This window comes from Microcoleus sp. Pol12B3 (assembly GCF_036701355.1).
GTDB lineage: Bacteria > Cyanobacteriota > Cyanobacteriia > Cyanobacteriales > Microcoleaceae > Microcoleus.
In genome coordinates this window covers 74,694-97,898 of sequence record NZ_JAUBQS010000001.1, presented here as the reverse complement: position 1 = coordinate 97,898, position 23,205 = coordinate 74,694, and the positions used below count along the sequence as shown (strand labels likewise).

The 23,205-nt window shown below is 47.4% G+C and carries 18 protein-coding genes and 1 pseudogene; 11 read left to right on the top strand and 8 right to left on the bottom strand.

Annotation, left to right across the window (positions count from 1 at the left end):
- Nucleotides 1-10: 10 nt before the first annotated feature.
- A complete protein-coding gene (locus QUA53_RS00415) occupies nucleotides 11-1,714 on the bottom strand; it encodes an NAD(P)/FAD-dependent oxidoreductase (protein WP_333094275.1) in 1,704 nt (567 codons plus the stop codon).
- Between the two features lie 93 nt (nucleotides 1,715-1,807).
- On the opposite strand from QUA53_RS00415, the gene QUA53_RS00410 reads away from it, so the two are divergent.
- On the top strand, nucleotides 1,808-2,719 hold the full coding sequence (locus QUA53_RS00410; protein WP_333094273.1) for a PPC domain-containing protein: 912 nt from the start codon (nucleotides 1,808-1,810) through the stop codon (nucleotides 2,717-2,719).
- A gap of 291 nt (nucleotides 2,720-3,010) precedes the next feature.
- Here QUA53_RS00410 and QUA53_RS00405 read toward each other — a convergent pair whose 3' ends face one another.
- Together QUA53_RS00405 and ribD are read right to left on the bottom strand one after the other, a co-directional pair.
- Nucleotides 3,011-3,607 carry a hypothetical protein gene (locus QUA53_RS00405; RefSeq protein ID WP_333094272.1) on the bottom strand — a complete coding sequence of 199 codons (597 nt, stop codon included), beginning with the start codon at nucleotides 3,605-3,607 and terminating at the stop codon, nucleotides 3,011-3,013.
- A gap of 52 nt (nucleotides 3,608-3,659) precedes the next feature.
- Nucleotides 3,660-4,835, bottom strand: a complete 1,176-nt coding sequence (ribD, locus tag QUA53_RS00400) for a bifunctional diaminohydroxyphosphoribosylaminopyrimidine deaminase/5-amino-6-(5-phosphoribosylamino)uracil reductase RibD (RefSeq protein WP_333069377.1) — start codon at nucleotides 4,833-4,835, stop codon at nucleotides 3,660-3,662.
- Nucleotides 4,836-5,029: 194 nt separating this feature from the next.
- Between ribD and QUA53_RS00395 the strand changes: the two genes are divergently transcribed.
- Together QUA53_RS00395 and QUA53_RS00390 are read left to right on the top strand one after the other, a co-directional pair.
- Nucleotides 5,030-5,890, top strand: coding sequence for an FAD-binding domain-containing protein (locus tag QUA53_RS00395; protein WP_333248600.1), 861 nt, complete (start codon nucleotides 5,030-5,032; stop codon nucleotides 5,888-5,890).
- Between the two features lie 136 nt (nucleotides 5,891-6,026).
- Nucleotides 6,027-6,440: a hypothetical protein gene (locus QUA53_RS00390; RefSeq protein ID WP_333094269.1), complete on the top strand. Its 414-nt coding sequence runs from the start codon at nucleotides 6,027-6,029 to the stop codon at nucleotides 6,438-6,440.
- A gap of 146 nt (nucleotides 6,441-6,586) precedes the next feature.
- Here the strand turns inward: QUA53_RS00390 and QUA53_RS00385 are convergent, their stop codons facing one another.
- Entirely contained in the window at nucleotides 6,587-7,126 is a 540-nt protein-coding gene (locus tag QUA53_RS00385) for a cyclic nucleotide-binding domain-containing protein (protein ID WP_333094267.1), read from the bottom strand.
- 148 nt (nucleotides 7,127-7,274) lie between these two features.
- Between QUA53_RS00385 and QUA53_RS00380 the strand changes: the two genes are divergently transcribed.
- The 8 genes from QUA53_RS00380 (at nucleotide 7,275) to QUA53_RS00345 (ending at nucleotide 19,467) form a co-directional block, all read left to right on the top strand.
- Complete coding sequence (locus tag QUA53_RS00380) at nucleotides 7,275-7,553, top strand: hypothetical protein (protein WP_333094266.1); 279 nt, start codon at nucleotides 7,275-7,277, stop codon at nucleotides 7,551-7,553.
- Between the two features lie 231 nt (nucleotides 7,554-7,784).
- A complete protein-coding gene (locus tag QUA53_RS00375) occupies nucleotides 7,785-8,894 on the top strand; it encodes a hypothetical protein (RefSeq protein WP_333094265.1) in 1,110 nt (369 codons plus the stop codon).
- 284 nt (nucleotides 8,895-9,178) lie between these two features.
- Nucleotides 9,179-9,499, top strand: a complete 321-nt coding sequence (locus QUA53_RS00370; RefSeq protein WP_333094264.1) for a hypothetical protein — start codon at nucleotides 9,179-9,181, stop codon at nucleotides 9,497-9,499.
- On the top strand, nucleotides 9,499-9,840 hold the full coding sequence (locus tag QUA53_RS00365) for a type II toxin-antitoxin system PemK/MazF family toxin (RefSeq protein WP_333094263.1): 342 nt from the start codon (nucleotides 9,499-9,501) through the stop codon (nucleotides 9,838-9,840). Before QUA53_RS00370 ends, QUA53_RS00365 begins: the two co-directional genes overlap by 1 nt.
- Nucleotides 9,841-9,904: 64 nt before the next feature.
- The gene (locus tag QUA53_RS00360) at nucleotides 9,905-13,024 is read left to right on the top strand and encodes an AAA family ATPase (protein ID WP_333094261.1); all 3,120 of its coding nucleotides are present in this window, start codon (nucleotides 9,905-9,907) and stop codon (nucleotides 13,022-13,024) included.
- Nucleotides 13,025-13,401: 377 nt separating this feature from the next.
- Nucleotides 13,402-16,710 (top strand): PAS domain S-box protein, encoded by a 3,309-nt coding sequence (locus QUA53_RS00355; protein ID WP_333094259.1) that lies wholly within the window; start codon nucleotides 13,402-13,404, stop codon nucleotides 16,708-16,710.
- A gap of 159 nt (nucleotides 16,711-16,869) precedes the next feature.
- A complete protein-coding gene (locus QUA53_RS00350) occupies nucleotides 16,870-18,744 on the top strand; it encodes an adenylate/guanylate cyclase domain-containing protein (RefSeq protein ID WP_333094258.1) in 1,875 nt (624 codons plus the stop codon).
- 120 nt (nucleotides 18,745-18,864) lie between these two features.
- A complete protein-coding gene (locus tag QUA53_RS00345) occupies nucleotides 18,865-19,467 on the top strand; it encodes a Uma2 family endonuclease (protein WP_333094256.1) in 603 nt (200 codons plus the stop codon).
- 9 nt (nucleotides 19,468-19,476) lie between these two features.
- Here the strand turns inward: QUA53_RS00345 and QUA53_RS00340 are convergent.
- From QUA53_RS00340 to QUA53_RS00325, 4 genes and pseudogenes are all read right to left on the bottom strand, one after another.
- A pseudogene (locus QUA53_RS00340) lies at nucleotides 19,477-19,671 on the bottom strand (YebC/PmpR family DNA-binding transcriptional regulator); the annotation flags it as partial.
- A gap of 240 nt (nucleotides 19,672-19,911) precedes the next feature.
- A complete protein-coding gene (locus QUA53_RS00335) occupies nucleotides 19,912-21,615 on the bottom strand; it encodes a hypothetical protein (protein ID WP_333094254.1) in 1,704 nt (567 codons plus the stop codon).
- Between the two features lie 20 nt (nucleotides 21,616-21,635).
- Nucleotides 21,636-22,403 carry a YebC/PmpR family DNA-binding transcriptional regulator gene (locus QUA53_RS00330; protein ID WP_333094253.1) on the bottom strand — a complete coding sequence of 256 codons (768 nt, stop codon included), beginning with the start codon at nucleotides 22,401-22,403 and terminating at the stop codon, nucleotides 21,636-21,638.
- A 145-nt stretch (nucleotides 22,404-22,548) separates the two neighbouring features.
- Complete coding sequence (locus QUA53_RS00325; protein ID WP_333094251.1) at nucleotides 22,549-23,187, bottom strand: histidine phosphatase family protein; 639 nt, start codon at nucleotides 23,185-23,187, stop codon at nucleotides 22,549-22,551.
- Nucleotides 23,188-23,205: the final 18 nt, after the last annotated feature.

The window sequence follows — 23,205 nt, the reverse complement described above, 5'->3', positions numbered from 1 at the left end:
CCTTACGAGATTATCTAATACTCGGCTTTCTATTGCCAAGATTCCGCGCTCCGGGAATTTTCCGGCTGGGACGGCGATTGTTCAAACTGCTCGCAGTTCTAACATTCAAAGCATCAACAGAAGGTATCAAACCCAAGTCTTGCAAAATTTCAACAGCCGCCCTTTGTCCAGTTTCGCAACCGCCTTCCATGTAACCTTGATTTTCCAGCGAAGTGTGTTCCCCGGCAAAATATAAATTGCCAACTCGTTCGCCTTCAACGCCGTACATTTGCGTCCACTGTCCGACTAAATAGCAGGCATAAGAACCTTTAGAAAAGCGTTCTCCCGGCCAATAAGCTCGCACAGCTTTGCCCGATCGCAAATTTCTCACTCCGGGAAAAACTCTTTCAAATTGGTTCAAAAATCTTTGTGCTTGGTCTTCTGGAGTTCCCGCACCGATCGACAAACCCTGCTTTCCTCCTGTAAAATTAGTAACTAAACCGTTAGGAGTAGGAACAAAAGGCGTAGCTTCCCAGGTATTCTGGAATCCTAAATCGCTATAAACAGAAGCAGTCGATCGATAAAGTTCCCGCCAAATTCGGCTGCGGTAGCCGGTAACTAACTTAGAATTAGTACCGTAACCCAACTGCTCGATCGCCCTGCGCTTCGGTTGGGGCAAAGGTACGTTAATTTTAACGTCTCGCAGAGTGCTGAACGGCAAAGTTAACAAAACTCGCTCGTAAGTGCGCTCGAACGCGCTTTGTCCCGATCGCAAATTTACCCGATAGCGGCCATCCGGCAAAAGAGTAATCGCTTCCAAAACCGTCCCCGCCTCGATCGAACCAGACAATTGACCCGCTAAACTGTTGATAATTTGACTGTTGCCGCCGTCAATTTGATAACGCTCATCGCTGTTGCCGTACAATTCAAAACTGCCAGGTTCAGAACTGATTAAAAACAGCAGATTTAACGCCGACTGTTCCTCGGGATCTCGACCGTATTCTCCAGTATAAGCAATGCGGAGTAACTGCCGGACAATCGTGCTAGTCTCAGCTTGGTCTAGATATTCAGCGATCGAAAGATTGTCCAATCTTTCCGCTGCTTCTGTAAAATCTTGATAGCTAATTTCATCGCCAACCGCCTGCAAATCAGCACTAATTTTACTAGCTAGCGGCGCAAAATCTGCGATTATTTGCTCAAGAGAAAAGCGGCGCCCTTGAAAGAAAAAAGTATCCTTCACCAGTCCACTCTGCACTTGGGCTAAGTCGATCGCCCGCAAACCCAATTCCGTCGCCAGCGAGATTAAATTAGTATGACCGGTGTCAATAAATTCTCCCCCCACGTCCGCCGGAATTACCGTTCCAGCCACCTTGGGAATAGTGCGTATCCGCCCCCCCACGCGGTTAGTTGCCTCGATTATATCGGCGCGCACGCCCGCTTGGCCCAAGCGATAAGCCGCCGTCAAACCCGCAATTCCCGCACCCACAACCAAAATGGGCGATCGTCCGCCCTGTTGAGCAAAAGCTCCCCCTCCCTCCCTGGTAAAAGTCGCAGCAGCGACAGCCCCCGCAGCAGCTAAGCCCCCGTGCAGCAAGCGGCGCCGAGATATGGGAGAATTGGGAATACCAGCCGTCAGCATCCCCAGCAGTTCATCAGCCGGAATGCCCGTTTCCCTTGATTTCTGAGCAATACTTGCAGCGCGGCGCAGCATTGCCATCAGTCCAGATTTAGCCATAATTAAGACATCCTCACAAAACAAAACTTTGATGTAAACTGGATTCTCGATCGTGCAATTTCCAGACTAAAGTCCAGAGAGATTTTTTTAATAATGCTAACCCTCAGAACACTGTTCGACAGCAAATTTTATCTCGAAAACAACCCAGATGTCGCCGTAGCAGTTGCCAGAGGCACGGTATCGAGTCCCTTCGATCACTACCGAAAAATTGGCAAATTTGAAAATCGCGACCCGAATGCCCTGTTCGACGCCAGCTATTATTTAGACACCAATACAGATGTAGCGGTATCAGCCAAACTCAATGGCTTTTCAGCAGCCGATCACTTTATTAGATTCGGTCAATTTGAACGACGCAACCCCAACCCTTTCTTCGATGTTGGTTTCTATTTAGCAAGCAACCCAGACGTGCAGACAGCAGTCCAAACAAATCAATTTACCCCTTTTGAACACTACTTCAAAGCCGGTCAATTTGAAAACCGCAAAGCCAGCGTTTTTTTCGACCCCAGCTTTTATCTAGAAAAATATCCCCTGGTAGCAGCAGCAGTCCAAAGCGGCGCAGTTAAAAGTGCGATCGACCATTACATTCAATTCGGTCAACAAGAAGGACTGTTGAGCACTCTCCCCGATCCCGCCGACAATTTGAACGCAGCAAAAAGCCTGGGCATTCTGACAGAAATTCAAACAGCGAGCGATTTTGTGGGAACTGCAGAACCAGCCGACATTTACAGTTTCATCCTCAATACTCCCAGCCTTTTCAGTGTAACTGTTGACGGTTTGAGTGCAGATGTTGATGTTGAATTAATTCAAGATCTCAACGGCAACGGCGCAGTTGGATTAGACGATATTATTGCTTCGTCTAACAATTTAGGCACGTCTTCAGAAACAATTGTCAGCAATGGGCCTTTACCTGCGGGGACTTATTTTGTCCGCGTTTCTCAATTTCAAGGCGATACAAATTATGACTTGAGATTGCTAGCCGCTCCTTCTCCCACGCCGCTTGTATGACAGGATGGTCTACAGTCGAAGGCAGCCAAAATTGGAAGGTGGAAGACAGAAGGCAGAATTAAAGAAAAACATATAATTCAATAATTCTGCTGGTTGGTCAGTTAGATGTTGTCCGGTTAATTGCTTCTAATATAATAGTTTGTCGTCAGCTTTTTAAGAGAAGAGAGGACTGAATTCCTCACTACAAACTTAATTATACTTTGTTGACCGGACTTGAGATAAAAAAACAATTCTATCTTCATTCTTCCATCTTCCCTCTTCCATTGGACCGCTCTTTCACTTATTAGTTTCTTACCCCCTGGGAGAGGGCAAAGATTGAACAGGTGCCGGAGGCAAATTAGAGCGACTTCTGGTTAGAGTAGTAGACACCAAAGCATAGCCCAAAACAGCCGGAAGCACGATCGCACTCAGAAACACGATCGCCGCAGCCCAACTCATCGCATTCGAGATCGGGCCGTAATGAGTGCGGTAAGGGTCAAAGGTGGGTAAATTAGGCCTAGGGGCGTCCCGCAGCGCGATCGGACGTTTGAACCGCACTCGCCTGTCGTCGAGCTTTTCGAGCAAAGTCCAGCCAACTTCCGCCTCTTCTTGGCACAGTTTGTGAAAAATCGCAGGATTGCGAAACAAATCGTTGCTAGCCCGCACAATCTTGTACTCCCAAACCGTCAAATCAACAGCATTAGGAGTGGGTGGAGGATTGCCCTTAGAGGGCGCATTTTCAGGCGCATTAAAATTATCTTCTTGAGATTCGTACCGAGTCAAAACTTCCTCCTCCTCGTTGTATTTTTGCCACATAGCCAATTGCTCGCGGCTCACCAATACACCCGCGAGCGCCGCCTCCAAGCCGAGACTGCCAACCATCAAACTCCAAATCAGAATTTCAACCATAAAAGGAGTTAAAAGTTAAAAATCAAAAACTAAAAAGACTCGCTTTTAACTTTCAATCTTTAATTTTCAAATAGCCTTCCACCAGACAATCTGGACCCACCGGGCGCCAAGAAACCCGCTCTAAAGTCAAAGCATCAGTCATTGCGGAAAAGCCCAAATCTCCCACAGGAGTTGGAGACCCTTGACCGCCGACAATTTTAGGAGCAATAAAAGCCATAATTTTTTGAACTGCACCCTCAGCAATTGCCCTCGCCGCCAAAGTGCCGCCACACTCCCAGAGTACAGAAAGAAAAGATCGATCGTACAAATAAGCCATAACATTAGTCGGTGTCAGCGGCGAGAGTTCCACAACTTCCACCCCTTTTGCGATCAAAAATTCCTGAAATTCCGGGTTAACCCCAGGCTCAGTCAGCACCAAAGTAGCCGCCACAGAGGTTTCCCACAACCAAGCCGACTTTGGCAAATCCAGAGTGCGGCTCATCACCACCCGCAGGGGATTATTCCTATCAGGCTGGTGACTCGTCAGTAGGGGATTGTCCAGACGCACCGTATTTCCCCCAACAATCACAGCATCGCAGCCGACGCGCACCCGGTGTACCTCGCTCCGAGCCTCCTCGCCTGTCACCCAAGCGCTGTGGCCGCTACTGGTAGCAATTTTACCGTCCAAAGTCATTGCATATTTCAAAATTCCCAAAGGCCGGCGGTATAAAATTCGGTGAACGAAAGCCTCGTTGAGTTTTTGGCAAGCTTCGCCTTCCACTCCCGCCACCACTTCAATCCCAGCCTCTCGCAACCGGGTCAGCCCAGTTCCAGCGACCAAAGGATTCGGATCGACCATGCCAGCCACTACTTTTGCCACCTTGGCCTTAACTAAAGCTTCGGAACAGGGAGGAGTCCGCCCGTAGTGGTTGCATGGCTCCAGGTTTACGTAGACGGTCGCTCCTTCGGCGAGTTCCCCCGCTTCCCGAAGCGCAAAAACTTCGGCGTGAGGTTGACCGGCACCGGGATGAAACCCTTCGCCGACAATCTTGCCATCTCGGACAATTACAGAACCGACAAGGGGGTTGGGTGCGGTTTTGCCCAGAGCGCGGCGAGCCAATTCTATGCAGCGGCGCATCATGGCTCGATCGAACTCTTGAATTTCGCTGTTTTCCAGTTGTTTTGTACCTGGCTGCTGTCGATTAGCTAAGCTGGCGATCGCTTGAGCGTCCGCCGGAAAAGTTTCCATGAGATTTTGGTATTATATCTATCCCTGAGTGTACTGACTTTGATGCTAATTTTGGCTGCTAGCAGACGATCGATTGCTGCTGGGGCCCACTGTAAGTTACCAGGCTGTCAGGGCAATTTATGGCGATCGGGCAGCTTCTAACCCGATCGCATAGCTTTAAGATTAAGAAACAATAGCAGGTGCTTGAAAAAACAATGAGTCAGGACATGAAGCGGGAATTTGCCAGCCGCGACGAATTAATTGCCTACGTGCGTGAACAGTTCCCCGAAGCCGCCGGCCGGGACAGCAGCGTACCCCCAACCCCAGGCGGGCGGAAAGCAGCCGAGACAGCCCTGCAACAAATTGACCCCAGCAAATACGGCTCAACCCGCAATTTCCTCAACGGTGCGGTAACGCGCTTGTCGCCCTATTTGCGCTACGGGGTTTTGAGTCTTGCGGAAGTCCGGGATGCCGTGCTGGAGAAGGTGCGGCATCAAGAAGAGGCCGTAAAACTTGTCAACGAGTTGGGTTGGCGGGATTATTGGCAGCGACTGTACGCCGAATTGGGCAACGGGATTTGGCAAGACCGCGAACCCTACAAAACTGGTTACACTGCTAAAGATTACAGCGAAACTCTGCCGGAGGATGTCATCGAGGGCACGACTGGTTTGGTTTGCATCGACAGTTTCAGCCGCGAGTTGCGAGAAACTGGTTATTTGCACAATCACCAGCGGATGTGGACTGCCGCTTATCTCGTACACTGGCGGCGCGTGCGCTGGCAAGCCGGATCTCGCTGGTTTTTGCAACATTTGCTAGATGGAGATCCGGCGAGCAATAATCTTTCTTGGCAGTGGGTAGCAAGCACTTTTAGTCACAAACCTTATTTTTTTAATCGGGAAAATTTGGAGCGTTACACTAAGGCGGTTTATTGTCGCGATTGTCCTCTGTATGGGCAATGCGATTTTGAGGGAACTTACGAATATTTGGAAGGAAAGTTGTTTCCTCATGGAGAAAAGGTCGAGCGTAGCGGCGGTTCTAAAAGTTGGGAACGCCCTAAAAAAGGTCGCCGAAATTAAAACTTTATTGGTTGACTGTTGTCTGTTGACGGTTAACTGTTGTAATTAGTTACCAATTCCCAATTCCGCATTCCCAATTCCCAATTCCCAATTCCCAATTCCCAATTCCGCGTTCCCAATTCCCAATTCCCAATTTATGAACAATCCGATTATTTGGCTGCACGGCGACTGTTTGAGTCCTGAAGGTCCGGCTTTTCAAGCGCACCCAGAGGCACCAGCCATCTGGGTTTGGGATGATGCACTGATTGATGAATGGCAGTTGAGTCTTAAACGAATGGTGTTTATTTACGAATGTTTGCTAGAGTTGCCGGTAGTTATTCGGCGGGGCGATGTGGCGGCGGAAGTTATCGCTTTTGCGATCGAATCCGGCGCGAATCAAGTGGTAACTGCGGAAAGTCCCAGTCCTCGGTTTCAGGATATTTGCCGGGAAATTAAGCGATCGCACCCTGTAGAAGTTTTGCCACCCGAACCATTTGTCCACTACGATGGTTACATTGATTTGAAGCGTTTTTCTCGCTATTGGCGCGTCGCTGAAAAATATGTTTTCTAATTGGGAATTGGGAATTGGTAATTGGAAATTGGAAATAGGTGTTATTTTCTCTTCTTCCTTCTTCCCTCTTCCCTCTTCCTTCTTCCTGAAATCCGTTACATCCGTTACATCTTGTACAGTGCTCGTTGCCGAACTTCCCTCTTCCTTCAACTTCCCTTCAAACGCTCCAACAACCATTGAAATCTCGATTCAGCCAAATCTGGATTTTCGACATTTTCCGGGATAGCGCCCTCGTCGTCGGGTTCTTGATATATTAAACCATCACTATCATCGCCGAAGCGTTTAACTGTACCCCGCAGTCTCGACGAAAGAAATTTGGTAATCGCCCGATAAAACCGCAGGGAAAAAAGCACGTCTTGCTCAAGTTTTTCAGTTAGCAGCCGCCGGGGAATTGACAGGATGAGGCACTCTTCAATTGCCGTGACGCTAGCAGAAGGAAGCCTCCCGTCTACAAAAGACATTTCGCCTAACACTTCCCCGGAAATAATTTTTCCAATTTCTTTGTCGCCCAAAGATGATACAGCAACGCTCAAAGTTCCCTCCAGAACTATGTACAGAGCGTCTAAGGGCTTACCTTCGGCGATCAGAGTTGTGCCGGGGAGGACTTGGGTGCGGGTGCCGTTGGCGAGCATCCAATCGATGTCGCGATCGCTCAATTCGCCTAATATCACTAGAACTTTGCTCATAAAGTCAGGTTGAGATGAGATAATTTGTATTTTTTTACTTGTTTAGTTGCGTGCTGTTGTTAGATGGTCAGACCCTGAGCGAAAGCGAAGGCTAAACTTTACAAATAGAACACTAAATTTTACACAATTTTCATAAAATTCAGTAATTTTGACACGATCGACCCACAAATATTTCTCGGATCGGTGGTATTATTCTACATTAATTGTCATGGACTGTGCAGCAGCCGATCGCGTTGTATTAACTGCACTTGCTGTGGACGGCGGGGCTGCCAAAACTGTTTTGAAAGCTTGTTGTCTCTTGGTTTCGAGGCGGTGCGCCCTCAAAAACCGGATTTTTCCGGCGTCGCTGCGAGTGCAGCGCCCCCAAGTACAGAATTGTAGAATGCAAGCGAGACGCGCGATCGAACCCTCAATTAAACAAGATTAAGGGTGAAATCATCCCTAGGATTGATTTTTAGCCGATCGATCTGTAAATTAAAATTAGCCTCTAAACCCACCGTCCGTTCTTGAATCTAATCAGCTTGAGAGTTGACTATTCAACGGTAAAATGGCAATCTAGGAACAACACAACTCATATTTGTGTCTTTTTTTAGCAAAGCTCTCGACGGTCGCCCTCAAACACTTACACTTTTAACACACCCTTCATTGAGGAGTTTCTATGAATAGTCTATTTTCCAAGTCTACTTTTGCGTTAATAAATCTTGCAGCTTTAGCTGTTTGTTGCAGTACCATGTCAGCGAAAGCTGAAACTGGCAACTTGCCCGATGTCGCTACAACTGCAACAATCGCAGCTCAAAATATTGACCAAAGTTCTGAGCCGACGGCAACTTCAGCAGTTAAACCCGACGCAGAAACAACCGCTAGTAATAAAAAAATTGATTCTATCAGTTGGAGCGAACTAACAGAAGCAGCGGAGCCAGCAGCCTCCGAACCGTCAGCGAACTTGCAAGTATCTATTGCTGCACCAGAAAAATCGGAAGCAGCAACATCGGAAATTGCTGAGACAGAAACTGCGCCAAATACCTCCATTGCTGCTGAGACTGAAAAGCTGGAAGAAACCGTTAAAATTCCTGATAATGGTGTCAAAGTGGAGTCAACAGTCGAGACTGCCAAAAAGAGCGATCGACCTACCTCAATTGTTGCCGAGAACAATAATCTGGAAGTAACAGCAACGAAGCAAGAAAAAGAAGTCAAAACAGCACAAGAATTGTTGAGCAATCCTGTCAGCACTTCTGCATCAGCTTTGACAAACCAACCGAAAGTTGCTGAAAAACCGGCAACTGCCTCAGAAGCAACTGAAAAAGTGGCTCAAGGAACTCAAATCCGACCAGGCCGAGCTACTCGTTCTGGGCCCAGCTACATCGGCATTGGCGGCAATCTAGGTTTTGGCGGAGATACAGCATTAGGCGACGGTTCATTTGCGATTATTAGCAAAATCGGTTTGACGAACAATTTGTCGGTGAGACCGAGTGTTTTGTTCCGCGACAACTTAACTGTTCTAGTTCCCGTTACCTTCGATTTTGTATCTCAAGAAACCGTCGAAGTCAGCGAAGATTTTGTGATTACTGCGGCTCCTTATGCAGGTGCTGGCGTGATAGTTTCTACCGGCGATGACGGTCATTTTGGCTTCCTGATTTCGGGCGGTGTAGATGTGCCGCTGTCGAGCAATTTTACAGCAACAGCGGGACTGAATATTGGTTTTGTTGACGGAGCTGAAGTGGGATTGTTAGTCGGTGTCGGCTATACGTTCCCGAATATTGCCAGATAGTGTTGCTGTTTGAGCAAACGCAGGACAAATAAATAGGCGCGGGGTTGGCTGTAGGAATACAGTCAACCCTTTTTGATGATGGAAAATCTGCCAATTCGATTGATGTAGGGTGCGCCACAAGCAGAGAGCGCCGAGATTGATTTTTGTGAAAGATATAATGATGGTTGGATCGATCAGAGATGTTGCGTCATTTTTGTCAAGAACGGGCATCTTCCCCGTTCCACAAAGAGTAGATTTTCTTGTGGGGTGGGCAGGATATCCCGCCCAAAAAAGGATTATTGAGAATGGTGCAACATATGAGATCGATCGCACTTTCTCACAAACCACCCGACAAAACCGTGACTAAAACAGAAATCTTAGCAGCACTCAAAAATCTGACAGCAGAAGAACGCCTAGAAATCATCGAAACAGCTTCGCGGATGATGCGCGAAGAAATAGAAGAAAAAGCCCAGCGCAAAGCCGAGAGAAAGCGGAGACTCAGAGCCGCAGCAGAAGCAGCGGTTCCTTTGTATGAACCAGGAGGGCCGCTGCACGATTTGTGGTCGCCCGACAGCGAACCGTATTTCGATTCAGAGGAAGAATCTGAACGCAGGGGTAGAAACTAATGCGTAAGGGCGAAATTTGGCTTGTCAGACTAGATCCAACGGTGGGAGATGAAATTGGCAAAACTAGACCTGTTGTGGTTGTCAGCGATGATGAAGTGGGAAATTTGCGGCTCAAAGTAATTGTTCCAATTACAGCATGGAACGATCTTTTTTCCCCGCTTGATTGGATGGTGCAGCTCGAACCGACATCAGAAAATGGCTTGGCGAAACTCTCAGCCGCCGATACTTTTCAAGTCCGTTCCGTTTCTCAACAAAGATTTGTCCGACAACTCGGAACCTTGTCCGAGACAATTATGGAAGAAATTGCAGAAGCACTGACAATTGTTCTGGATCTAGATTGAATAACTAGGCAACAGCGTACAAATAGTGTTATTTATAAATAGATTGTACGGCGCGGCGGCCTAAATGATTCCTATACAACTTACACTCAAAAATTTTCTCAGCTATCGAGATGCTGCTTTAGACTTTCGCGGCCTGCACACCGCTTGCATTTGCGGGCCTAACGGTGCTGGCAAATCCTCCCTCTTAGAAGCCATATCCTGGGCACTTTGGGGCTGTTGTCGCAGCGATACAGAAGACGATATCATCCATATCGGCGAAACAGATGTGCGCGTTGATTTCACTTTCTCCACCGGCGGTCAAATCTACCGGGTGATTCGCAACCGCCGACGCGGACAATCGGGAAGTTTGGAATTTCAAGTCAGCTTGAATTCTGCCGAGAGTGAGGAAAAACTTAATTTTCGCACGCTCACAGACAAGGGGCTGAGAACAACTCAGCAAAAAATCCTCGAACACATCAAACTAGATTACGATACGTTCATCAACTCGGCGTATTTGCGGCAGGGGCGAGCTGATGAATTTATGCTCAAAAAGCCGATCGAACGCAAACAAGTTTTAGCCAACCTGCTCAAGCTCGACTCCTACGACACTTTATCCGACCAAGCCAAAGATACGTCCAAACAATTTAAAGCTCAAGTCGAAGTGATCAAACAGAGTTTGCTAACCGTACAAGAGCAACTCCAACAAAAAGAGGCTCTCGCCTCCGAACAAACTCAATTGCAGCAAGCAACCGATTTGCTTCAGCAGCAGCAGCAAGCCGACACAAACGAGTTACAGCAACTGCAACTCCAGCACCACAACCGCCAAACTTGGCAAAAACTCCTCGCCGGCCACCAGCAACAGCACTACAATATCTCTCAAGAATGCCGCCGCTTGCAGCAAGAACTCAGCGCAGCCAAACAGCAGCAAAATGAGCTGCAAGCCCTCCTAGGGCAAGAAAAGGAAATAACAGCAGGCATCGCGTATTTCCACAGCTTGCAAGCCACAGAAGAAACTCTGGCTGGCAAATTCAAGGTTAATCAACAAGCCCAAAATCAGCGTCAGCAATTGCAAGAACAGCAGCGGCAAGAACTGAGCTTTTTGCAAAGCAAAATTCAGCAGTTGCAAGCTCAATTAGAGGTTTTAGAACAAGATGAAAAAGATGTTCTGGAAATTCTCAAACAGCAGCCGGAGGTTGACAAAGGACTCGCACAGTTGCAAGCAGTTCGATCGCGTCTCAACGAACTAGAGCAACTGCAACTGCAAGTTTCGCCGCTGCTACAACAGCAGCAGCAAAAGCAACAAAAGCTCGATCGCGCCCGCGCCGGTTTAACCGCCCGCTTAGAGGAAATCAACCGACAGGTGCAAGTTCAGCAGCAGCAGCGACAACCGCAATTACAGCAGGAAATCTCGGCCATCGCCAATCAAATTTTGCAGTTGGAAAACAAGCGAGTTTATCAGCAGCGAGTCCGCGAAAAAGGTCAAGAAAGGCACGACTTTCTCGGAAACCTGCAAGCCAAAAGCCGCGACTATCAAACCAGACTCGCCGAGATCGACCAAAAACTGCAACTGCTGCGGAAACATGAAGGAGAAACCAGCGCAGGTGAAGGTAAAGCCTCAAATTTTGCGGAAAACGAGCCATCGAATTCGCCTTTAATGGTGCGAGATACAAATTTTGGCAATTGTCCTTTGTGCGATCGACCTTTAGACGAACACTACTGGAATTTGGTAGTCACAAAACACCACACCCAACAGCAGGAAATCTGGAATCAACTGTGGGTTGTGCGCGAACAGTTGGCTGTCTCCGAGCGCGAAATTCAAGTCCTCAGACATGAATACCGCGAACTAGAAGAGGAATTAGCGCCCTACCAAGAATTGCGCGAACGCCGCAGCCATTTGCAAGCACAATTAGATAGCCTGAGCCAAGATGAAAACCGACTGCAAAGTATGCGTCAAGACGCGGCAGAAATAGAGCGGTTGCTACGCACCGGCGAGTATGCAGCCGATGATTTGGGCGAACTCCAGCAAATCGAACAGCAACTGCAACAGCTCAATTACAGCGATCGCAGCCACTCCCTCGCCCGCAGCGAAGAAAAGCGCTTGCGGTGGGCGGAAATTAAGCAAGCTCAAATCAAAGATGCTCAGCAGAAACTGAATAAAATTAATGCTCGCCGCCCGGATTTGCAAACTCAATTAGCCACGGTACAGCAACAGTTAGAACAGCAAAAAAATAGCTCGGAAATACAGCAGCAAATTCTGTCTTTAGATAGATACATTGCAGAAGTTGGCTATAATTTGGAACAGCACGAACACGTCCGCAGCGAAATGCGCCGATCGCAGTTTTGGATCGCCCGTGCCGAAAAATTGCGATCGGCAACTGTGCAGTACCCGCAAGTGCAGCAGCGGGTTAATGAAATAGCAAATTCCATCGCAGTCCGCGATCGAGATTTGCAAGCTGTCAGCGCTCAAACTTCCGCGATGAACCAGCAATTGCAAGAACATCCCGATCCCACAGCCCGCATAAGTGCGATCGAACAGCAAATCAGTCGCCGCCGCCAGCAGCTTGACCAACATTTGGGAAGTCTCGGACGCCTCCAGCAGCAGCAGCAAAATCTGGAAAACCTGCAAGTTCAGCTAGTAGCTCAAAAAGAGCAAATGCAAGTTGCAAAACGCCAGCAGCGAGTTTATCAAGAGTTGGGCCAAGCATTTGGTAAAAACGGCATTCAAGCTTTAATGATTGAAAATGTTTTGCCTCAACTCGAAGCGGAAACAAATCAGATATTGTCGAGATTGAGCGCTAATCAATTGCACGTTCAATTTATTACTCAGCGGGCTTCTGCTTCTAAAAAAGCAACTAAATTGATTGACACTTTAGACATTTTAATTGCTGATGCTCGCGGTACTCGCGCCTACGAAACTTACTCTGGCGGTGAAGCTTTTCGGATTAATTTTGCGATTCGGCTGGCGCTGGCGAGACTGCTGTCTCAGCGGGCGGGTACGGCTTTGCAAATGTTGATTATTGATGAGGGATTCGGGACTCAGGATGCGGAAGGGTGCGATCGGCTGATTGCTGCAATTAATGCGATCGCCTCCGACTTCGCCTGCATCCTCACCGTTACCCATATGCCCCACCTGAAAGAAGCTTTTCAAGCCAGGATTGAAGTAAGCAAAACTGCTCAGGGTTCTTCCATCAGCTTGTCAATTTAAAAGGGTTGATGAGCCGGATGGAAAGGGGAGAAGAAAAACAGTTAAAAATATCAGTATTTTCACCTTCTGTTTTCTTTGGGGTTTCGGTATTTTCACATTCTGTTTTCTGGATAAGTCCCTAATGCCTTCGGTTGTACTACTTTCAAACCAGAAGGCAACTGTATGCCCGTGCGCCAAACCATAATGGAATTAGTCATTGCCAATCTAAAATCTAAAATCTAAAATAGTATTAGTCCTCGCCCCCATGGGCTTTTTTGGGCTGCTGACTTTGTTCAAAAAGCTAAATTGAAAATAAAATTATAGAATAAGAATGGCTCAAGCTATTTATAAATTTTTATTGTTCTGTCCCCTCCCTGGGAATTTGGATATTGCCACAGATGACAACAGACTCTTTCAACCTGTCTCTCCTAGAGCGGGCGATCGCAGCGTCGAACAACAGCGTCTTAATTGCTGATGCTCGCAAGCATGACACACCTATTATCTACTGCAATCCTGCTTTTGAGAAACTGACGGGTTACAGCCGCGAAGAAGTTATTGGACGCAACTGCCGATTTTTGCAGGGTCCCGATACCGATCGGGCCGAATTAAACAAACTCCGCCACAGCTTGCAAGCGGGAACTGAAATTCAGGTAGTTCTCAAAAATTATCGCAAAGACAAAACTCCTTTTTGGAACGAATTAATGGTTTCCCCCATCTTAGACGATGAGGGAAAATTAACTCATTTTATCGGAGTTCAGAACGATATTAGCAAAAGAGTAGCAGCCGAAACAGCCAGGGAAGAAAGCGAAGAAAGATTGCGCGCGATCGCCAGTACGACTCCCGTTCCCATGTTAATTACGCGCCTAGAAGATAGCGTTATTTTGTATGCAAATCCTGCTCTAGGTAAAAGTTTAGGTTTGAGTTACGAACAACTTATCGGACGCAAAAAACTGGCACTTTATGCCAATATCAATGACCGCCGTCAATTGATAGGTTTAGTCAAACAAAACGGCTTTAGCGACAGCAAAGAAATCTGCCTCAAGAAAGCAAATGGCAGTTTGTTTTGGGTAAAAATGTCGATGCGAGCGATTAATTTTAATGGCGAAGCCGCAATTTTATCGGCATTTTACGATATTACCGATCGCGTAGAAGCAGAAACAGCACTACGGCAAAGCGAAGCCAGGTTTCAAAAACTGGTTGCCAACGTTCCGGGAATGATTTATCAATTTCAGTTAGCAGCAGACGGTACTGTGTCATTCCCCTACGTCAGTTCCGGCTGCCGCGAACTCTGGGAATTAGAACCAGAGGTACTCCAAAATTCAGCTATTCCTGCTATAGAAATGATTCATCCAGAGGATGCGCCCAGCTTCCATGAATCAGTTGCTATCTCAGCTAAAACTTTAGACCCTTGGCGGTGGGAAGGCAGATTTGTTTTTCCGGGCGATAGAATTAAGTGGATTAGCGGGGCTTCGCGACCCGAACGGGGGGAAAATAATAACATTATTTGGGATGGTTTGTTGATTGACATTAGCGATCGTAAACTTGCAGAATCAGCACTGCGGCAAAGCGAAGCCAGATTTCAAAAAATGGCCGCCAACGTGCCGGGAATGATTTATCAATACTTGCTACATCCCGACGGTTCCGATAAATTCATTTATGCCAGTTCAGGCTGTTGCGAACTCTACGAATTAGATCCAGAAAAAGTTCAAGAAAACTCGGATTTAATGTGGTCAACGGTGCATCCAGAAGACCTAAAAGTCCTTTTAGAATCAATCGCAATTTCCGGCGAAACTTTAAAACCTTGGATATATGAATGGCGGATCGTAACGCCATCTGGAAAACTGAAATGGATTCGCGGCATCGCCCGCCCCGAAGCGCAATCTGGGGGCGACATACTGTGGGAAGGAGTGACAATCGACATCAGCGATCGCAAGCTAGCAGAAATCGCCCTCAGCGAGTCAAAAATCGCCCTGCAAGAAGCCAACCAAGAACTTGAAAAGCGCGTCCTCGAACGTACCGAAGCCTTGCAAACATCCCAAAATATGCTGTGGTTGGTAATCAATAATATCCCTCAGTTAATCGCCTGGAAAGATCGAGATTTAGTTTACTTGGGAGGTAACAAAAACTTTGCTAAAGTCGCAGGTTTCAATCACCCCAGCGAAATCGCTGGTCTCACCGACTTCGATATGCCCTGGAAGCAGGAAGAAACAGAAGTTTTTCGAGCCTGTGACAGCCGCATCATGGCAACCAACACCCCAGAATATCACATCATAGAATCCAAAATGCAAGCCGACGGCACCCAGTGCTGTCTGGATACAAATAAAATACCTTTACACGACAACTCCGGCAATGTAGTCGGCATTTTGTCTACGTTTGAAGACATCACAGATCGGCTTTCCCTAGCAGCTAAAGTCCGTGCCAGCGAGGAACTATTTCGCACAATTTTTGAAGATGCACCAATCGCTATATACTTAGCTAACTTAGATGATAACAAGTTAGTGAGAGTCAATAAAACTTATTGCGAAATGCTGGGATATACCATAGCAGAATTGCTCAACAAAACTTTTATAGAACTTGGGCATCCCGACGATTCTCCAAAAAATATCCAAGTTGCTGATGCTCTCGAACGGGGAGAAATTACTCACTATCAAATCGAACTCCGCCAAATTACAGCTACAGGTAAAATTGTTTGGGTAAATGTGACAGCTACTTTAATTCGAGACGGCGAAGGAAAACCTATTTACAAATTAGGGATGATAGAAAATATAACAAACCGCAAAATTTCCGCCGCCGCACTCCAAGCTTCCGAATCTCAGTTAAGAAAACAAGCCGCCCAATTGCAAGAAGCCTACGAACAACTACAAAACGCTCAAATCCAATTAGTTCAATCCGAAAAAATGTCGAGCCTCGGTCAGATGGTGGCTGGCATCGCCCACGAAATCAACAATCCCGCAACTTTTATTAACGGCAATATTTCTCACACTGACAACTATTTTCACGATTTAGTTGAACTGTTAAGTCTCTACCAGGAACATTACCCGTCCCCAGTGCCTCAGATTGCTAGAAAAATTAAGGACTTAGAGTTAGATTTTCTGAAGGAAGACTTGCCAAAAATGCTAAATTCCATGAGATTAGGAGTAGAAAGAATCAGTAAAATTGTGTTGTCGCTGCGGAACTTTTCGCGACTGGATGAATCAGAAATGAAGTTGGTAGACGTTCATGAAGGAATTGACAGTACACTTTTAATATTGCAGCACAGATTGCATCATGCAAATATAAAAAGCCGGATTGAAATTATTAAAGAATACGGAAAAACATCCAAAATTTACTGTTGTCCGGGTCAGTTAAACCAGGTATTTCTCAATATTATCAGCAATGCGATCGACGCTCTAGAAAACCAACCGCAACCTCGGACGATCGTGATTCGCACCCTCATGAAAAAAGCCGATCTGAAAAGCCACAGTAAAAACCAGCTCTGTGATGGCGATCGCATTGTAATTTGCATCGCCGACAGCGGTCCGGGAATGACCGAAGACGTTCGGAAGCGGCTATTCGATCCCTTCTTCACCACCAAACCTGTAGGGTCTGGAACTGGCTTGGGATTATCCATCAGCCATCAGATTGTGGTAGAAAAACATAAGGGAAGCCTGCGGTGCATCTCAGCGCCCGGACAGGGAGCGGAATTCTGGATTGAAATCCCCTGCTGAGCGATCGGAAATTAATTTAAAAGTTTCAAGATATAACTTTTAATTCCCCATTGCCGTCGGTGCTTGAGTTATCAGGGTTTTGAATTAACCGCACTCAGAGGCCGGAACAAATCGCACTCAGCGGTGTGCTAATCTGCTGCCCTTATTCGCTAGGCAAATATGCTGAAAAAACTACCTTTATCCTGGTCTCGCTACATTCCAGCCGCGTTGACGCTAGGTTTGGGTGTGGGACTGTCGCTTCTGGCATTCGCCTTGGTTTGGGACTGGGAAGACAAGCGCCGCGACTACGAAATGCAGCGCCGCATCGACGATATTTCGATCGGCATCGAACGCCAGCTCAACTCCGACTTAGATACTGTTCTCGCCCTCAGCGACTACATGAAAGCCTTCAGCGCCGTCGAGCGTTCCTCTTTTGCTCGGTTTGTCGCCCGTCCCCTATCCGTCCACCCCAGCCTGCAACTCCTGGCTTGGGCCCCCCGCGTCCCCACTTCCGAGCGCCGCAACTACGAAACCAAAGCTAGAAACGAAACAGAGCCCAGCTTCGAGATTACAGAGCGCGGCCCGCGAGGAGAACTCCGCAAGGCTCTCCAGCGTTCCGAATACTTCCCGGCTTTCTACGTCGAACCACCAGCCGGAAACGAGACAGTATTAGGCTTTGACCTCGCCTCCCACCCAGAAATCCGCGTCGCGCTCGATCGAGGGCGCGATACAGGAGAAATGATTGTCACCAACTACATCGGCTTAACTCAGAGCAATTCCCCGGAACAGGGTCTTTTGGCCATAGTTCCGATTTACGAAAACAGCAGTCAACCAACTACGCTGGAATCCCGCCGCCAACTGCTACAAGGATTTGTTCTGGGCGTATTTCGAGGCAAAGATATTTTCCAAACCTCTTTAAAAGGACGCAATACCGACTACCTCAATATTTATCTCGTTAGCGATGCTCCAGACAAGCAAGAAGCAGCGTCGCTGTTACCGCCAACGGGGAACTCAGCTCTCAAAAATCTCCCTGCTGAGAGGCGAATTCAGCAATTTGCGGTGCAGTTCCAATCCGCCAGCCAACAAGTGCTTCCAGCATCAGCCGCTGCGAAACCCTCTCTCCTGCAAAACTGCCCGATTCTTGACAATCCAGGCCCGAACTATACAGCTTGCAGAAGGCGGCTGAAAATTAGCGGCCGCCAGTGGTCTATGTACGTGTCAGCAACCCCGGAAATTCGCCGGATTCGCAAGCACTGGCGCTCTTGGGGAACTCTGACGATGGGGATGCTGTGGACTCTGATTCCGGTGACATATATGCTGACAGCTTTGAGCCGCACCGCCCAAATCGAAAAGCTAGCCCGAGAAAGAATTCGCCAAGCCGAACAGTTGCAGGCTGCTTACTTACAGTTGGAACTCGAACAAGCTAAATCCGAGCAACTGCTGCTGAACGTTTTGCCGGCAGCGATCGCTCTGCGCTTGAAGGACAACGAACACAATATCGCCGAAAGTTTTGCGGAAGTGACTGTGATGTTTGCCGACATTGTGGGGTTTACAGAGCTTTCGTCGAGAATTTCAGCGACGGCGGTGGTGGAAGTGCTCAACGATATTTTTTCGGCTTTTGACCACTTGGCCGATCGCCACGGTTTGGAGAAAATTAAGACTATTGGTGACGCTTACATGGTTGTCGGCGGTTTGCCTACGGCCCGAGACGATCACGCCGAGGCGGTTGCGAACATGGCGATCGATATGCTGCACGAAATTCGGCTCCTGAGTTTAGAACATTCGGAACCTTTCAGCATTCGGATTGGGATTAGCAGTGGCCCTGTCGTTGCCGGCGTCATCGGCTTAAAAAAGTTTATTTACGACCTCTGGGGCGACACAGTAAATATTGCTTCGCGCATGGAATCCCACGGCATTACTGGCTGCATTCAAGTCACGGCCGAAACCTACCAGCTATTAAAAGATAAATATACTTTTCAGAAGCGCGGCGCCATTCAAGTTAAGGGCAAGGGATATATGGTTACTTATTTACTGACTGGGAAAAAAGATTATTAATCCAGCCCAAAAACGGATACAAGCCTCCGACTCCCCGATCGAGTAAGACTTTCAATCGCCAAGCTAAAATAGTGTAAGCTCAAGGTATTCTATCACCCCTGCACCAACCGAGGAAAAACCATGACGACGCTGCTAATTCAAACCGAAAGCGTCCCACTGACGGTCAATTTCCCTGCGATCCAATCGATGACTGTTGAACAGTTCTATGAATTCTGTATAGTTAATCGCGATTTGAGAATTGAGCGTACTGCCAGTGGGGAAGTCATTATCATGTCACCAGCCTTTTCAGATACAGGGAACCGCAACATTAAAATTGCTCAGCAACTTGCGAACTGGGCAGAAGAAGATGGCACAGGTGAAACGTTTGACTCCAGTGCAGGCTTTACCTTGCCGAATGGAGCAACCCGATCTCCCGATGCCTCCTGGATTAAACTAGAGCGCTGGAATGCCTTAAGTGAAGAACAAAAAGCCTCCTTCGCACCCATTTGTCCTGACTTTGTGATTGAATTGCGGTCTGCTAGTGACACTCTCAAGGGATTGCAAAACAAGATGCAAGAATATATTGAGAACGGTGTATCCCTCGGCTTTTTGCTCGATCGCAAAAACAGAAAAGTCTATATTTACCGTCCCAATCGCGAACCGGAAATCTTGGATAATCCTGAAACAGTCAGCGCAGATCCAGAGTTACCGGGATTTGTCTTGCGGATGGCAAAAATCTGGTGATTTAGATCGTTAAACCATACTCAAAGACATCAATTCATCTGTCATTTCAAAATTCGCCGTCACGCTTTGCACGTCGTCCAAATCTTCCAGTGCATCCATTAACTTCAGGAGCGATCGAGCTTTTTCTGGAGTGTCTATTTCCACTGTCTTGCTCGGAATCCAGCGATTTTCCGACTGCAAAAATGCAAATTTTTTTTGTTTCAAATGACACTCCCCACTCTTTCATAGACTGGGATTATTGGTTCATAGATCCCTTATTTTTTAGCTCGAATCACTAAATCAATTAACTGTTATCGTCCCAGAGTTTTACCCCATTCGCTTGAGCCAGTTTGAGTATTGGATTTGACATTTCCGGGCGTGAAGGCACCGAGTAGTTTGCGATCTAGCTTAGACTTCAGTTTGTACTTCAGTGGCTTCCGATACCCCATTCTAGATAGAAGTTTGCTACGCTTGCTTTTGAGCTTGCTTTCTTTTGCTCAAAACAGCCCGTTGAATTGTCAGCAAAATTTTCCCCTCTTGTTCATTAATTTCACCGTCAGCCTCGATCATCTCAGTGCATCGCTTTAAAAGTGGTTCGGCAAAGTCGAGTTCGAGTTGTGCGAGTAAAATATCCAACTTGGGAGGCAATTTAGACTTATTTTTCACAGCTTCAATCTCAGCTAAAGATTTGGGATTTAAATTCGCCGCTTGTAATTGAGGTAATAACTCATCCCATCGGGTGAATTTTTGGGTGGTATAGACGACATACACCAAAATCCAATCCATCACCGTTTCTTGTGCGATCGCTGTCTCTAAATATTGCTCACTTTCCGCTTGCAATACCTCTTGTAAATCTTCGAGCTTGGTTTCGATTTTCGAGGAATCGATATCGGCTTCATAAAACCGACAAGCACCGTATCCCAGCGCGTAAATCATTGTCGCACTGGCGCTAGCATTAATTACCGCACCCGCCAAGGGAATATTGCTGACAAGCGTAACTCCAGCTTCGATCGCTAAATTGCTACCCAAGGATAAACCGAAAATAGCTACAACTTCTTTTTGGCGATCGCTCGATTGCAACTCCTTTCCATAGGCGGCAGCTATTTGATAAACCAACTCCGCGGATAACACCGTCATTGCCGCTAAATCCATGCCAGCCAATGCCAAAGCTGCGCCCGGCACTAAACTGCTAACCAAGCCACTTCCTGCAGCTAGCAAGGCTTTTTCCACCATTAAGCGATGTGCGATTTCTTGAGGTTTCTCGTGAGGATATTGGCGCTGCAACTCTCGAACTTGCGCCTCGGCAGTCACGACATCAACTTTATCGATCGCACTAACTAACCAGTCGATTTTGAAATTTTCAGTCAGTTTTTTTAGGATAGGACTCTGGGAAATCGAACCGAGGGCTGAACCAAAAAAATTGGGAAATTGGAGTGCTGCACTTCCGGCATTCCCTACCGCATTCCCCACCGCACTCGCCGTATTAACAACAATCTCACCTCCAGCACTGCTTGCTGCATTCCCCACCGCACTAGCCGTATTAACAATCGCACTTCCGGCATTCCCTACCGCATTGCCTACCGCACTCGCGGTATTAACAATCGCACTTCCGGCATTGCCTACCGCACTCGCGGTATTAACAACAATCGCACCTCCAGCACTGCCTGCTGCATTCCCCACCGCACTCGCGGTATTAACGATCGCACTTCCGGCATTCCCTACCGCACTCGCGGTATTAACAACAATCGCATCTCCAGCACTGCCTGCTGCATTCCCCACCGCACTCGCTGTATTAACAATCGCACCTCCAGCACTGGCTGCCGCATTCCTTACCGCACTCGCCCTTGCAGAGACGGCTCCGAAAACGGAACCGAACCAATTGGATTTATCCCCTGGTTCAGCCTGCACATTTGATTCGGATCGATCCTTGGTTTCTGATACTTCGGTTGCTGAGAGAACTTCTTCTGAGTGGGTGCTGTCTCTTTTGCTTTCGTTGTTATCTAGCATGGCTTTACTGTGGGTTGAGATTTTCAATGCAGCTTTTTCAGCAATGCGTTGTATTGACACTCCCCACTCGCGTACAGATAGGGATTCGTTTCCTGGTAATAGTGTAGCGCGATCGTCCCGCTGGCGAGTTTTCGTCTTTTGCAGTGTCAGCAGGACGATCAAGATCCCTCATCTTTAAAGCATTAAACCATACTCAAAGACATCAATTCATCTGTCATTTCAAAATTAGCTGTCACGCTTTGCACGTCATCCAAATCTTCCAGTGCGTCCATTAACTTCAGGAGCGATCGAGCTTTTTCAGGAGTGTTTATTTCCACTGTATTGCTGGGAATCCAGCGAGTTTCCGACTGCAAAACTGCAAAATTTTTTTGTTTCAAAACATCAGCCAGTTGTTCCAAATTAGCCACGCTTGTAAATACCTCTGCACCTTCAGTATCCTCATCAATTAATATCAAATCATAAGATTCCGCAGCCGCCTCTAGCGACGCTTCAAACAATTGTTCCTCATCAATCGGGCCGCGTACCGTACAAACTCCTTTGTTGTCAAACATCCAGCCCACACAACCAGTTTCGCCCAAGTTTCCGCCATTTTTAGTAAAAGCTTCTCGCAAGTCAGCCGCTGTGCGGTTGCGGTTGTCTGTCAGCGCTTCAATCAGAATAGCAACTCCGCCAACGCCGTAACCTTCGTAGCGAATAGCTTCTAAATCCGAACTTCCCCCGGCCAAGCCCGCACCTTTGGCGATCGCCCTTTCTATGTTTTCATTAGGAATACTCGCCGCCTTCGCTTTTTCTATAGCCGTCCGCAGTTGAAAATTCCCAGCGGGATCGGGAACTCCGCTGCGGGCCGCGACAATAATTTCGCGAGATATTCTAGCAAAAACTTTGCCTTTAACCGCATCAACTCTAGCTTTTTGGCGTTTAATATTCGCCCACTTACTGTGTCCTGCCATACCGATTTAAGCTTTTCGATTTAAAATGTGCGATCGAGATTAAACAATAACACCCAGATTCGGACTAATCAGATTAACGTAGGGTGCACCTCGGCGCACCTTACACACATAGCATAAAATGCGATTTTTGGCACGAATCTCAACTTTAATTAAACCGGATCGCGGCTTCAGAGTCAGTCAAGTGAGAAGTATCGCCATTAAGTGCGATCGACCATTCTCCCTCACCCCGCACCACTTTCACCAAACAGCACAAAGAAGCGTTAATTTCCGTTTCAGCACAGCCCGCCAGCCCGATCGCAGTTCCTAAAACCGACGCACCGTGACCTACTAATAACATATCCTCGGGAAACTCAGCCGCGAGGCGTTTAGCAGTTTCCCCCGCCCTTTTGAAACAAGCTTCCACGGTTTCGGGATAATTAGCAATACCGCCTTTGTAGGAAGCATCAATCCTGGGAAAGCGCCGGCACAAAGCTTCGACGGACTCAGTTTCCGGCATTTCTGTCATCCATTCAGGATTCAGCCATTCGCACAGTCCCCACTCTAGTTTAATTGACAAATCGAGAGCTTCGGCCGCGTGATTTGCTGTTTGGACAGTTCGCAAAAAAGGGGAAGCAAAAATATGAGAAATTCCTTCACCCTTGAGGCGATTGGCGAGTTGTTTAGCTTGAACGTGACCGTCTTCGGAAAGGTGAGGATCGTAGCGGCGTTCTGCGGTGAGAAACCAGTCGGGGTTAACGAAGTCGATGCGGTTTCCGTGTCGTGCGATCCAGACTGTTTGCGGCATGAGTTGGTTTGAGTTTGG

Bases quoted from the DNA above. Each gene is read 5' to 3' on its own strand.
- QUA53_RS00395 (WP_333248600.1), top strand. From the start codon at position 5,030: ATGAGTCAGGACATGAAGCGGGAATTTGCCAGCCGCGACGAATTAATT.
- QUA53_RS00360 (WP_333094261.1), top strand. From the start codon at position 9,905: ATGATTCCTATACAACTTACACTCAAAAATTTTCTCAGCTATCGAGAT.
- QUA53_RS00375 (WP_333094265.1), top strand. From the start codon at position 7,785: ATGAATAGTCTATTTTCCAAGTCTACTTTTGCGTTAATAAATCTTGCA.
- QUA53_RS00365 (WP_333094263.1), top strand. From the start codon at position 9,499: ATGCGTAAGGGCGAAATTTGGCTTGTCAGACTAGATCCAACGGTGGGA.
- QUA53_RS00415 (WP_333094275.1), bottom strand. From the start codon at position 1,714: ATGGCTAAATCTGGACTGATGGCAATGCTGCGCCGCGCTGCAAGTATT.
- QUA53_RS00385 (WP_333094267.1), bottom strand. From the start codon at position 7,126: ATGAGCAAAGTTCTAGTGATATTAGGCGAATTGAGCGATCGCGACATC.
- QUA53_RS00405 (WP_333094272.1), bottom strand. From the start codon at position 3,607: ATGGTTGAAATTCTGATTTGGAGTTTGATGGTTGGCAGTCTCGGCTTG.
- QUA53_RS00330 (WP_333094253.1), bottom strand. From the start codon at position 22,403: ATGGCAGGACACAGTAAGTGGGCGAATATTAAACGCCAAAAAGCTAGA.
- QUA53_RS00390 (WP_333094269.1), top strand. From the start codon at position 6,027: ATGAACAATCCGATTATTTGGCTGCACGGCGACTGTTTGAGTCCTGAA.
- QUA53_RS00410 (WP_333094273.1), top strand. From the start codon at position 1,808: ATGCTAACCCTCAGAACACTGTTCGACAGCAAATTTTATCTCGAAAAC.
- QUA53_RS00350 (WP_333094258.1), top strand. From the start codon at position 16,870: ATGCTGAAAAAACTACCTTTATCCTGGTCTCGCTACATTCCAGCCGCG.
- ribD (WP_333069377.1), bottom strand. From the start codon at position 4,835: ATGGAAACTTTTCCGGCGGACGCTCAAGCGATCGCCAGCTTAGCTAAT.
- QUA53_RS00325 (WP_333094251.1), bottom strand. From the start codon at position 23,187: ATGCCGCAAACAGTCTGGATCGCACGACACGGAAACCGCATCGACTTC.
- QUA53_RS00345 (WP_333094256.1), top strand. From the start codon at position 18,865: ATGACGACGCTGCTAATTCAAACCGAAAGCGTCCCACTGACGGTCAAT.
- QUA53_RS00355 (WP_333094259.1), top strand. From the start codon at position 13,402: ATGACAACAGACTCTTTCAACCTGTCTCTCCTAGAGCGGGCGATCGCA.
- QUA53_RS00370 (WP_333094264.1), top strand. From the start codon at position 9,179: ATGGTGCAACATATGAGATCGATCGCACTTTCTCACAAACCACCCGAC.